This window comes from Pantoea sp. Lu_F5_004 (assembly GCF_051136245.1).
In the GTDB taxonomy this organism is placed as follows: Bacteria; Pseudomonadota; Gammaproteobacteria; order Enterobacterales; family Enterobacteriaceae; genus Pantoea; species Pantoea agglomerans.
Window position 1 is genome coordinate 3,666,670 of sequence record NZ_CP194946.1, and the last position, 12,362, is coordinate 3,679,031.

10 protein-coding genes and 2 tRNA genes are annotated in these 12,362 nt (G+C 54.7%); 3 read left to right on the forward strand and 9 right to left on the reverse strand.

Annotated features, from left to right (window positions below):
• Positions 1–131: 131 nt before the first annotated feature.
• The 7 genes from ACR8BN_RS17005 to rlmE all read right to left on the reverse strand — a co-directional run bounded on the left by ACR8BN_RS17005 (position 132) and on the right by rlmE (position 5,865).
• Positions 132–208: transfer RNA gene (locus ACR8BN_RS17005), tRNA-Met, on the reverse strand.
• Positions 209–267: 59 nt separating this feature from the next.
• Positions 268–354, reverse strand: a tRNA-Leu gene (locus ACR8BN_RS17010).
• A 37-nt stretch (positions 355–391) separates the two neighbouring features.
• On the reverse strand, positions 392–730 hold the full coding sequence (gene secG / locus ACR8BN_RS17015) for a preprotein translocase subunit SecG (RefSeq protein ID WP_010251798.1): 339 nt from the start codon (positions 728–730) through the stop codon (positions 392–394).
• Between the two features lie 216 nt (positions 731–946).
• Positions 947–2,281 (reverse strand): phosphoglucosamine mutase, encoded by a 1,335-nt coding sequence (glmM, locus tag ACR8BN_RS17020; protein WP_031592038.1) that lies wholly within the window; start codon positions 2,279–2,281, stop codon positions 947–949.
• The gene (gene folP / locus ACR8BN_RS17025; RefSeq protein ID WP_434747157.1) at positions 2,278–3,117 is read right to left on the reverse strand and encodes a dihydropteroate synthase; all 840 of its coding nucleotides are present in this window, start codon (positions 3,115–3,117) and stop codon (positions 2,278–2,280) included. Before folP ends, glmM begins: the two co-directional genes overlap by 4 nt.
• Positions 3,118–3,196: 79 nt before the next feature.
• Positions 3,197–5,122: an ATP-dependent zinc metalloprotease FtsH gene (gene ftsH, locus ACR8BN_RS17030; RefSeq protein ID WP_031592034.1), complete on the reverse strand. Its 1,926-nt coding sequence runs from the start codon at positions 5,120–5,122 to the stop codon at positions 3,197–3,199.
• Between the two features lie 113 nt (positions 5,123–5,235).
• Positions 5,236–5,865: a 23S rRNA (uridine(2552)-2'-O)-methyltransferase RlmE gene (gene rlmE / locus ACR8BN_RS17035; protein WP_010251807.1), complete on the reverse strand. Its 630-nt coding sequence runs from the start codon at positions 5,863–5,865 to the stop codon at positions 5,236–5,238.
• Positions 5,866–5,992: 127 nt separating this feature from the next.
• Here rlmE and yhbY point away from each other — a divergent pair, with 127 nt between their 5' ends.
• Positions 5,993–6,286, forward strand: a complete 294-nt coding sequence (yhbY, locus tag ACR8BN_RS17040; RefSeq protein ID WP_010251809.1) for a ribosome assembly RNA-binding protein YhbY — start codon at positions 5,993–5,995, stop codon at positions 6,284–6,286.
• A 106-nt stretch (positions 6,287–6,392) separates the two neighbouring features.
• On the opposite strand, the gene greA is transcribed toward yhbY, so the two are convergent.
• On the reverse strand, positions 6,393–6,869 hold the full coding sequence (gene greA / locus ACR8BN_RS17045; RefSeq protein WP_010251811.1) for a transcription elongation factor GreA: 477 nt from the start codon (positions 6,867–6,869) through the stop codon (positions 6,393–6,395).
• 248 nt (positions 6,870–7,117) lie between these two features.
• Between greA and dacB the strand changes: the two genes are divergently transcribed.
• A complete protein-coding gene (gene dacB, locus ACR8BN_RS17050; RefSeq protein ID WP_010251813.1) occupies positions 7,118–8,551 on the forward strand; it encodes a serine-type D-Ala-D-Ala carboxypeptidase in 1,434 nt (477 codons plus the stop codon).
• A gap of 63 nt (positions 8,552–8,614) precedes the next feature.
• Here the strand turns inward: dacB and ACR8BN_RS17055 are convergent, their stop codons facing one another.
• Positions 8,615–10,882, reverse strand: coding sequence for a TonB-dependent siderophore receptor (locus tag ACR8BN_RS17055; protein WP_434747158.1), 2,268 nt, complete (start codon positions 10,880–10,882; stop codon positions 8,615–8,617).
• A gap of 250 nt (positions 10,883–11,132) precedes the next feature.
• Between ACR8BN_RS17055 and fes the strand changes: the two genes are divergently transcribed.
• The gene (gene fes, locus ACR8BN_RS17060; RefSeq protein ID WP_434747159.1) at positions 11,133–12,338 is read left to right on the forward strand and encodes an enterochelin esterase; all 1,206 of its coding nucleotides are present in this window, start codon (positions 11,133–11,135) and stop codon (positions 12,336–12,338) included.
• Positions 12,339–12,362: the final 24 nt, after the last annotated feature.

Here is a 12,362-nt window from a genome sequence, read left to right on the forward strand (position 1 = left end):
CTTTTAATCACTGGACCCTGTATGCCGCAATGCGGCCCGGACTCCATCCAAAGAATTTTCTTTCAAAAAATAACCGTGAATGCGTCCGTCGATGCATACAGTATATTTGAAAAAGAACTCAAAGGGAAAATTGGTTGCGGGGGCCGGATTTGAACCGACGACCTTCGGGTTATGAGCCCGACGAGCTACCAGGCTGCTCCACCCCGCGTCCGAAAACGTGGCGAATAATACGCCAGACCTGCATAAAATGCAAGGGATACTACTATTTGGTACCGAGGACGGGACTTGAACCCGTAAGCCCAATCGGGCACTACCACCTCAAGGTAGCGTGTCTACCAATTCCACCACCACGGCACTGCACTGACCACAACGATTCGTTGTGCTGACGACCTTACTTAGGAATATCGCTGCCCGGAGTTACCGGTTGAGCTGGCTTTTCAGTCTGTTGAGAAGACTGCGCCGGCGCAGAAAGATTTTCCCACTCGCTTCCTTTAGACGCTTTATTGCTGTTCAGATTACCCAGAACCAGGCTGATGATGAAAAACAGCGCTGCTAAGATGCCGGTTGTACGAGTCATGAAATTACCTGAGCCCGAAGAACCAAACACCGTACCGGATGCGCCTGCACCGAATGAGGCTCCCATATCAGCGCCTTTGCCTTGCTGCAGCATGATCATACCCACGAGGGCGATAGCTACAATAAGGAAAACTACTAAAAGAGCTTGGTACATATCATCCTGTTCCTTGCACGGTAATCGTACAGTTAAAGCTTCAACCAGTATTGATGGGGAGTCTCGTCATCACCCATCAGAAGCGGGTCTGAATACTAACCAAAGGCGCATATCTCTGCAAGTGCAATTTTTACTACCCACACTGTTTGCAGAAAAAAACGCCATCCCGGTGATTTTACAGGCAGTTCAGCACTCTGCAGACCGCCTGTTACGGTTTTAAACGGCCTTGACCTGGTCGGCGATGCGATTCGCCAGTTCGGTGACCTGCGCCTCATTTTCGCCTTCGACCATGACACGAATTAATGGCTCAGTACCTGATTTACGCAGCAGAACGCGTCCGCGACCCGCCAGCGCTTTTTCCACGTCGGCCGTGACAGCTTTTACCGAGTCACTCTGAAGCGGATCATGTTCGCCCGCAAAGCGTACGTTAACCAGGACCTGCGGCAGCATCTTCATGCCACTACAGAGATCGTGCAGGCTCATGTGATTGCGCACCATCGCAGTGAGCACTTGCAAACTTGCAACGATACCGTCACCGGTCGTGGTTTTATCCAGCAGAATCACATGACCGGAGTTCTCTGCACCCAGACGCCAGCCCTTCTCCTGCATCTTCTCCAGTACATAACGGTCACCGACTTTGGCACGGGTAAATGGAATGCCAAGCTGTTTCAGCGCTAATTCCAGCCCCATGTTACTCATCAGGGTACCCACCACGCCGCCGCGCAGCTGTCCCTGACGCAGTGCTTCACGCGCAATGATGTAGAGGATCTGGTCGCCATCAACTTTGTCACCCAGATGGTCAATCATCATGATGCGATCGCCGTCACCGTCGTAGGCCAGGCCGATATCGGCCTTCTCCGCCAGCACGCGCTGCTGCAGCAGTTTGAGGTCGGTGGCACCGCACTCTTTGTTGATGTTCATGCCGTCTGGCTGGACACCGATAGCAATCACCGTCGCGCCCAGTTCACGCAATACATTCGGCGCAATGTGGTAGGTGGCACCATTGGCGCAGTCGACCACAATTTTCAGGCCATTCAGATTCAGTTCGCTGGGGAACGTCCCTTTACAGAACTCAATGTAACGCCCTGCTGCGTCAACGATGCGGCTGGCGCGGCCTAACTGCGCTGATTCAACGCAGGTAATCGGCTTTTCCATCTCCAGCTCAATTGCCTCTTCAACATCGTCAGGCAGTTTGGTGCCCTCGGACGAGAAGAATTTAATTCCGTTGTCGTCAAACGGGTTATGTGACGCTGAAATCACAATGCCCGCCTCTGCGCGGAAGGTACGGGTCAGATAGGCGATGGCTGGTGTCGGCATCGGGCCGGTAAAGGCGGCCGTCAGGCCCGCCGCGGCGAGGCCGGCTTCCAGCGCCGACTCCAGCATATAGCCAGAGATACGGGTATCTTTGCCGATGATGATTTTCTTTGAACCGTGGCGCGCCAGCACTTTACCTGCGGCCCAGCCTAGCTTCAGGACGAAATCAGGAGTGATGGGTGCTTCACCGACTTTGCCGCGAATGCCGTCTGTACCGAAATATTTACGATTACTCATGATACTCCTTTTGCTCTTCGGGTCGCTTCGACCACGCGCATCGCTTCAGCCGTCTCTTTTACATCATGGGCGCGAATAATCTGCGCGCCCTGCATTGCAGCAATCACCCCGCAACTCAGGCTGCCGGTTAAACGCTGTGACGGGCCGACGTTTAACAGCTGGCCAATCATCGATTTACGCGACATCCCCACTAACAGCGGCAGGCCGAAGTGGTGAAAATCGCCAAGATGAGCCAGCAGTTCATAATTGTGGCTGAGATTTTTACCGAAACCGAAGCCCGGGTCGAGTATCAGACGCTCTTTTTTAATGCCCGCCGCTTCGCAGCGCGCTATCTGCTGAGCGAAGTAAGTGTCCACTTCGCTTAAAATATTTTCATAAACCGGTGCCTGCTGCATGGTGCGCGGTTCGCCCTGCATATGCATTAAACAGACAGGCAGTCCGGTCGCGGCTGCGGCTTCCAGCGCTCCGGGTTCAGAAAGGGAACGCACGTCGTTAATGATGTGAGCACCCACTCGCGCAGCTTCCCGGATGACGTCAGCTTTAGAGGTGTCCACTGAAATCCAGACTTCGAAACGCTGGGCAATGGCATCGATGACCGGAATCACCCGCTCCAGCTCCTCCTCCACACTCACTTCATCCGCGCCAGGACGGGTTGATTCTCCGCCCACATCGATGATGGTCGCGCCTGCATTGACCATCTCATTGGTATGCGTCAGCGCATCGACCAGCGCATTATGCTTTCCACCATCTGAAAAGGAGTCCGGCGTGACGTTGAGAATGCCCATCACATGAGGAAAAGATAAATCGAGATGGGAATCACGGGCGAACAACTTCATGGCGGAAACTCCTTGCTGATCAATATCTGGATGTAAAAAACCCCGGACCAGCCGGGGTTTTGTCTGACGATGTTGCGTCTTATTTGTTGTACTGCTCTGACATGGTATTGCCTGGGTTTGGCGTACGCGGTTCATCAACCGGACGTGGCGCCTTTGGCGTACCGTTGCTGTCTGAGTTGCTGCCTGGATCTTCCCAGCCCGCTGGCGGACGCACTTCGCGGCGCGCCATCAGGTCATCGATCTGCGGTGCATCGATGGTTTCATACTTCATCAGCGCGTCTTTCATCGCGTGAAGGATGTCCATGTTCTCACCCAGAATCTGACGAGCACGCTGGTAGTTGCTGTCGATCAGGTGCTTAACTTCCTGGTCGATGATGCGGGCCGTTTCATCAGACATATGTTTCGCTTTCGCGACAGAACGTCCGAGGAACACTTCACCCTCTTCTTCTGCATAGAGCAACGGACCCAGTTTTTCAGAGAAGCCCCACTGCGTCACCATGTTACGCGCCAGATTGGTCGCAACTTTAATATCGTTGGACGCACCGGTAGAAACACGTTCTGCACCGTAGATGATCTCTTCTGCCAGACGACCGCCGTAAAGCGTTGAGATCTGGCTTTCCAGTTTCTGACGGCTGGCGCTGATCGCGTCGCCTTCAGGCAGGAAGAAGGTCACACCCAGTGCGCGACCGCGCGGGATAATCGTTACTTTATGAACCGGGTCATGCTCTGGCACCAGGCGACCAATAATGGCGTGGCCTGCTTCGTGGTAGGCAGTTGACTCTTTCTGCGATTCCGTCATCACCATGGAGCGACGTTCCGCACCCATCATGATTTTGTCTTTCGCTTTCTCGAACTCTACCATCGAAACCACACGCTTGTTTGAACGGGCCGCGAACAGCGCTGCTTCGTTAACAAGGTTGGCCAGATCGGCACCTGAGAAGCCTGGCGTACCACGTGCAATGATTGCTGCATCAATATCTGTAGCCAGTGGCACACGACGCATATGCACTTTCAGGATCTGCTCACGACCGCGAACATCTGGCAGGCCAACTACAACCTGGCGGTCAAAGCGGCCTGGACGCAGCAGCGCAGGGTCCAGTACGTCAGGACGGTTAGTTGCGGCGATAACGATAATACCTTCGTTACCTTCGAAACCATCCATCTCAACCAGCATCTGGTTCAGCGTCTGCTCACGTTCGTCATGTCCACCGCCTAAACCGGCGCCACGCTGACGACCGACGGCGTCGATCTCATCGATAAAGATGATGCACGGAGCCGCTTTTTTGGCCTGTTCGAACATGTCACGCACACGGGATGCACCGACACCGACAAACATTTCCACAAAGTCAGAACCGGAGATGGTAAAGAAAGGCACCTTCGCTTCACCTGCAATCGCTTTTGCCAGCAAGGTTTTACCGGTACCCGGTGGCCCCACCATCAGAACGCCTTTTGGAATCTTACCGCCCAGCTTCTGGAAACGGCTCGGCTCACGCAGATATTCCACCAGCTCAGCAACTTCATCTTTCGCTTCGTCACAACCGGCTACGTCGGCGAAAGTGGTTTTAATCTGGTCTTCCGTCAACATGCGGGCTTTGCTCTTGCCGAAGGACATCGCGCCCTTACCGCCGCCGCCCTGCATCTGACGCATAAAGAAGATCCACACACCGATCAGCAGCAACATCGGGAACCACGAAATGAAGATTGAAGCCAGCAGGCTTGGTTCTTCCGGCGGTTCGCCAACCACTTTGACGTTTTTGGTCAAGAGGTTATCGAGCAACTTGGGATCGTTGACAGGAATGTAGGTCGTGTATTTATTGCTGTCTTTTTTAACGACGTTAATTTCACGCCCGTTAATACGTGCCTCGCGGACCTGATCCTGGTTCACTTCCGACAGGAAGGTTGAATAATCAACCCGACGGCCATTCGACTCGCTGGGCCCAAAGCTCTGGAATACTGACATCAGCACGACCGCGATGACTAACCAGAGAATCAGGTTTTTCGCCATGTCACTCAAGGGATTAACCTCATATTACAACGGTGTTAACAGATAGCGTAGGGTACTATAGATCCCGCATACATGGAATCGCAGCAAAACTGCGGACTTCTCCAGCAATTTGGTTATAGTTTGCGCCCAGTCGCCACAATATACACTTCACGTGAACGTGAACGTGAAGCGTCCGGCTTACGAATTTTCACTTTCGTAAACAGGGAGCGAATTTCCCGCAGGTATTCATCGAAGCCATCTCCCTGAAACACTTTCACTACAAAACTGCCGCCAGGTGCCAGGATATCCCGACACATCTCCAGCGCCAGCTCGACTAAATACATCGACCGGGGAATATCTACGGCAGGTGTACCACTCATATTCGGCGCCATATCGGACATGACAACCTGAACTTTTTGATCGCCAACGCGTTCAAGCAGCGCATTGACTACCGATTCTTCACGAAAATCGCCCTGAAGGAAATCGACACCGACTATCGGATCCATTGGCAGGATATCACAGGCAATGACTCGCCCTTTGTTCCCAATTTGCTGTACCACATATTGCGACCAGCCACCGGGGGCAGCTCCCAGATCTACCACGGTCATGCCGGGTTTGAACAGCTTGTCACCCTGTTGTATTTCATCAAGTTTAAACCAGGCGCGCGAGCGCAACCCTTTTTTATGCGCCTGGAGCACATATTTATCGCTAAAGTGTTCCTGAAGCCAGCGGCCGGAGCTGGCCGAACGCTTTTTACCCGTCATAATATTTCCAACTAAATCGTCATCGTAGCGATAAACCTGCACGCAATGGGTTGCGTCGATTTGGTGATATACCCGAGATGGCGGTAGAATGAACCGTTTTCAATCCCTGAGTAAGTAAAAAACTACGATGAATCTAAGTACCAAACAAAAACAGCACCTCAAGGGCCTCGCCCATCCGCTCAAGCCAGTGGTTATGCTGGGTGGCAATGGCCTGACTGAAGGCGTGCTGGCCGAAATCGAGCAGGCTCTGTCGCATCACGAACTGATCAAGGTAAAAATTGCCTCAGAAGATCGTGAAACGAAACAGCTGATCGTTGAGGCTATCGTGCGTGAGACCGGTGCCAGCAACGTACAGGTGATCGGCAAAACGCTGGTGCTGTATCGCCCCTCTAAAGAGAGCAAAATTTCTCTGCCACGCTAAGTGGGCAAAGAAAGTGACATGCTCTTACCTCAGATAAAAGGCCGCAATGCGGCCTTTTTCCTTTCTTTACATTGTGCTTTAACGCTTTTCAAAGCGTAGCAACATCTTAAAGGTATTCCACCTTCAGGATTTCATACTCAACGTCGCCGCCCGGGGTTTTAACGATAGCCACGTCATCGGCCTCTTTACCCACCAGGCCACGCGCCATCGGCGAATTGACCGAAATCAGATTTTGCTTAAAGTCCGCTTCGTCATCGCCCACAATGCGATACGTCGCTTCTTCGTCGGTTTCGACGTTCAGCACGGTAACGGTTGCACCGAAAATCACGCGTCCGGTTTTCGGCATCTGAGTGACGTCGATAACCTGCGCATTGGAGAGTTTGGCTTCAATCTCCTGAATACGACCTTCGCAAAAACCCTGCTCTTCACGTGCAGCGTGATATTCCGCGTTCTCTTTTAAATCGCCATGTTCGCGTGCGTCAGCGATAGAGGCGATAATGCGCGGGCGCTTCACGGTTTTCAGCTCGTTCAGCTCTTCGCGCAATCTTTCAGCGCCTCTTAACGTCATCGGAATCTGATTCATTTAAGCTCCTCGCCATCTTTCCTGTTTAACGATGTCATCCTGACCGGTGACTGCAGAAAAAAGCGTTCTGCGGCGCATTAGCCCGTTTTGCAAATAAAAAAATCCTGACCCGGAGATGCTTCCAGGCCAGAAAAGAGTTTTGCAATTTGATACGTATTTTACCCCAGAGTTCCCTGCGGGTCATCGTTTACTTTGCACCGTCCAGCGACGTAGTATTGACGCCCTCACCTGCCAGTTACCGCGAGATTATGCGATTTTCACGACTTGTTACCGGATTAAGCTGCGCATTTATGCTGCAGGCACACGCAGCGCCAGTTGATGAATACATGCAGTACCTGCCAGACGGTGCCAATCTGGCGCTGATGGTGCAGAAAGTAGGCGCATCAACCCCGATTATTGATTATCACGGAAAACAGATGGCCCTGCCCGCCAGTACCATGAAAGTGGTAACGGCGCTGGCAGCATTGCTGGAGCTGGGTGGCGACTTCCGTTTTCAGACCACTTTTGAGACTCGCGGCGCCATTATCGATGGCACACTGAACGGCGATTTAGTCGCACGTTTCGGCGGTGATCCCACCTTAAGCCGGCAGGATCTGCGCAACATGGTGGCGGCGATAAAGAAGCAGGGCATTAACCATATCAAAGGCAATCTGGTTATCGACACCTCCGTTTTTGCCAGTCACGACATGGCGCCGGGCTGGCCGTGGAATGATATGACTCAGTGCTTCAGCGCCCCGCCGGGTGCGGCAATCGTTGATAAAAACTGCTTCTCGGTGTCGCTCTACAGTGCTAATACGCCGGGTGAAAATGCCTTTGTGCGCATCGCCTCCTATTATCCGGCGCATATGTACAGCCAGGTGCGTACCATTGGCCGCAACAGCGGCGAAGGGCAATATTGCGAGCTGGATGTGGTGCCGGGCGAGCTGAACCGTTACACCCTGACGGGTTGTATGCGCCAGCGCGCGGAACCGCTGCCGCTGGCATTTGCGGTGCAGGATGGCGCGGCCTGGGCTGGCGAAATACTCAAGGCAGAACTGCGGTCGTCTGAGATTGACTACAGCGGGCATCTGGTAAGACAGACACAGGTCACCGAACCGGGTACGGTGCTGGCATCGACCCAGTCCGCGCCGCTGCATACGCTGCTGCACACCATGCTGAAGAAGTCAGACAACATGATTGCCGACACGGTGTTTCGCACCATTGGTCATCACTACTTCAATGTGCCCGGCACGTTCCGCGCCGGACAGGATGCCGTTCGCCGCATCCTGAAAGCCAAAGCCAATGTCGACATGGGTAATAGCATTCAGGTGGATGGTTCCGGTCTCTCCCGCCATGACCTGATTTCGCCGCAAACCATGATGCAGGTTTTGCAGTTTATTGCGAAGAATGACAATACGCTGGATTATATTTCGATGCTGCCGCTGGCAGGTTACGACGGCACGCTGCAGTATCGCGGCGGGCTGCATGAGGCGGGGCTGGATGGCAAAGTCTCGGCGAAAACCGGTTCACTGCAGGGCGTCTATAACCTGGCGGGCTTTATTACTACTTCCAGTGGCGCGCGGGTGGCATTCGTTCAGTTCCTTTCCGGTTATGCGGTCCCGCCGGAAGATCAGCGTACCCGCCGTATTCCGCTGGTGCGATTTGAGAGCCGTCTCTACCGCGATATCAATCAGAACAACTGATTATTCAGTCATAAAAAAAGCGCAGCGGTCAGATCAACCGCTGCGCTTTTTATTGCCTGTCCATCAGAAGCGGGTGTTCACGCTCATATAATAAGTGCGGCCCGACTCGTTAAAGGTATTGGCCCCTGCGCCATAGAGCCACGCTCCGGTGGTGGCATTGCCGGTGGTCTGCGCGTTGCCCTGACGGAAATGACGCCTGTCGAACAGGTTGTCGATACCCACGGTGACGCTGGCATATTTATTAACGTCATAGGTGCCGCTCATGCCTACAACCGAATAGGGGCTCACCTGATCGGTGGCGCTACCGGTGACGGCGTTACCTTTATAGTCATATTTCTTCGGTACTTGTTTACCGTACCAGGTCAGCGTCGTTTGCAGGGAGAGGTCCTGCATCGCCTGCCAGCTCAGCGTCGAATTGAGCGTATATTCCGGAATAATCGACAGACGATCGCCAGTCTCTTTATTCTTACTCTGCAGCATGTAAGTGAAGTTATTGTTCCACGTCACGCTGTCGGAGAATGGGACATTGACCGTGCCTTCCAGCCCCTCGACGACCGCTTTTGGCACATTTTCCCATTTGTAGATGTCGGTTTTGCCGTTAGATGCGGTGCCGGTTGGCGCCGTGCCAGCCTCGATCTTGTTACGGTAGTCGTTGCGGAACCAGGTCAGGCCCGCCTGGTAGCCGTCGCGCTTCCATTCGACCCCAATCTCTTTATTGATGCTGTTTTCCGCTTTCAGATCGTCATTACCCATCAGATAACAGGCACCGGCACTGGCGGCGCAGCCCTGACCGTTGCTGTAGAGCAGATAGTTCGGGTTGGTCTGATAGAGGCTCGGGGCTTTGTAGGCGCGCGCAATGCCCATTTTCAGGGTGAACTCATCGCCTAATCCCTGTGACAGGTTGAGCGACGGGCTCCAGTTATCGCCGACAATCGAATGGTGATCGAAGCGCAGGCCCGGCGTCAGCATGGTGCTGTCGGTCAGCTCAATATTGTCTTCAGCAAACAGCGAGAAGATCTCCGCCTGTGAATAGGGTGTGCGGCCGGTCGTAGCGATACCGGGAATCGACCCGTAGCTGGCGGCCTGCGTCGTCGATGAAGGATCCTTCATCCGTTGCTGATTCCATTCCGTCCCGAAAGTCGCGGTCTGGTTCACCAGCCATTCAAACGGCACGCTGACCTCACTGTGCAACAACACATCATCCAGCTGGATGGTATTGAAGTTGCTGTTGGCGAAGATGCCTTCGGTGCCGCCCGCCAGCCCCTCATTCAGACGCGCGTTGCGGGTATTCTCATATTGCGCGTAAGTATTGGTGCTGATGCCATTATCCCAGGCACCGGTCCACTTAACAGAAAAGTTCTGCCGATAGAGCCGGTTGGTCTCGTCACCATATTTGCTTTTCACCAGGGCGTTGGTATTGGTGTTCTGCGTGTCCCCGGCATAGAGGTTGCCCTGACGACTGTAACCGGCCCCCACTTCCAGCGTCTGCATCGGCGCAAATGCCCAGCGCAGCAGGCCATGAATATCTTTGTTGATCGAGCCTTCACGGCCCGCCGGGTACGATCCGGCGTAACTGCCGGTGCGGTCTGCGGCGTGCCCTTCATTAATGTCGTAAGCATCAGCCTGCGTTTTTGCCAGTCCGCCATAGAGCCGGAAACTGACATCATCGCCCAGTGGACCTTCAAGGCTGAAGTTGGTGCGACGGGTCGCGCCCTCCTCCTTGTGTTCCGGCACGTTGTAATAGGCGCTCCATGAGCCGTGCCACTGATTATCCATCTCTTTTTTAGTGATGATGTTCACCACGCCGCCCGCTGCACCGTTACCGTAACGGGCTGCTGCCGGACCGCGGATCACCTCAATGCGATCAATGATCTCTGGCGGCACCCAGTTGGTGTCGCCGCGCGTATCACGCTCGCCACGCCAGCCAAGCCGAACCGCGTTGCGGCTGGTCACCGGCAATCCATCAATCAGAATCAGGGTATTTTCCGGCCCCATGCCGCGGATATCGATCTGGCGATTGTTTCCGCGCTGGCCGCTGGTGGAGTTACCGGTCAGATTGACGCCAGGCATGGTGCGGATAATTTCGGCGACATCGCGTGCGGGTGGATGTTTTTTAATTTCGTCGGCGGTGATGGTCGACACGCCAGGTGCCTGCAACGTCTGCTCGGCGGCGGTCACCATCATGGTCTCGTCGTGGAGGGTATCGGAGGTGCTGCTGTCGATGGCCGGTTCGCGGGTGGCTTCGGCAGCCACGGCACCGGCAGAAATGAGAGAGGCGGTGAAACCCAGTTCAATCATAATGGCTAACGAAAGCCGGGATAACTTTTTCATTTTTCTGTTCCTGGAGTGCCGGCGAGGATGCCACTGCCGGCGTGCCGGTAAAAAAGTAATAACCTTGCCTGCAACGTTTTCCCCTTGTCGCCGGGCCAGTGTCAGAACCGCTTTGCATCAGTCTGAAAGCCGGTGCGGCAGAGAGGATGCACGCGCTCCCTGTCGGGCGGAAACACCCTATTGCAAATGCAAATAATTATCAATACTATTATTCATAACATGCATGACCCTAATCAAGGGTGATCGAAAGATGGCGCGTATGACGTGGTTAAATGAAGAAACCGGCAGTGAACGCTGGTGGCAACAGCAGCAGCAACGGGGCATTCCTCTGGTTGAAGCTGGCGAAAAGGGAACCTGTCAGGTCACCTTTTTCTGGCGCGATCCCCAGGGTGACACGCAGCACTCCGCTACCCGGCGCGTCTGGATCAATATTACCGGCGTAACCGATCATCATCATTCTGCGGTCCCCTCCTCATTAACGCCTGTTCCCGATACCGATGTCTGGTGGTGGCAAACCGCCCTGCCCGCTGACTGGCGCGGCAGCTACTGCCTGATTCCTGATAGTCAGGAAGAGACTTTTACCGGGCAGGCCGATATGCAGTCAGTGCGCCAGTGGTGGCGTCAGAAATTCCCGCAGGCGCAAAGCGACCCGCTGAATCCTTTGCGAAGCTGGGCGGGTGGACGCGGAATGAGGGTCTCGCCACTGCACCTGCCACACGCGCCGGATCAGCAGGTGTGGCGTGCGGTTGATGAAGGCCGTGCCGCCGATATTCCGCTGCAACACTATTTGTGGCGCAGCGAACGGCTGGGAAACCAGCGTCAGATCTGGATCTCTGTTACCGGAGACGCCAGTGCAGGCGATCGTCCGCTGGTACTGCTGCTGGATGGTCAGTTCTGGGCACAGAACATGCCGGTTGCCGGCCCGCTTCAGCAACTGACAGAGGCGGGCGAACTGCCCCCTGCGGTCTATGTCATGATCGACATCATCGACCGCGAACACCGCACGCGTGAGCTGACCTGTAACCCTGACTTCTGGCTGGCGATTCAGCACGAGCTGTTGCCGCAGGTTCAGCGCTGGGCGCCGTTTCGTGCCGACAGCACGCTGGTAGCGGGACAGAGTTTTGGCGGCCTTTCTGCCGCTTACGCCACCCTGACCTGGCCGGAAACCTTTGCTGGAGCGATCAGCCTCTCCGGTTCGTTCTGGTGGCCCGCGCGCGGCGACCCCAATGGCTGGCTGCCACAGCAGTTACAACAGGGTTTGCTGCAGGCACCCCCTCGCCGCTTCTACATGGAAGCGGGACGACGCGAACGGTTGATTCTGGCAGCAAACCAGCAGTTTCAGCGCGATCTGACCGCCGCCGGACATCAGGTCAGCTATCACCCGGTTGAAGGCGGCCACGATGCGCTGTGCTGGCGCGGCGGACTGCTGGCAGGCCTTAAAGCCATGTGGCAATAGCCCTGACCCGCTTATATCCCGCCT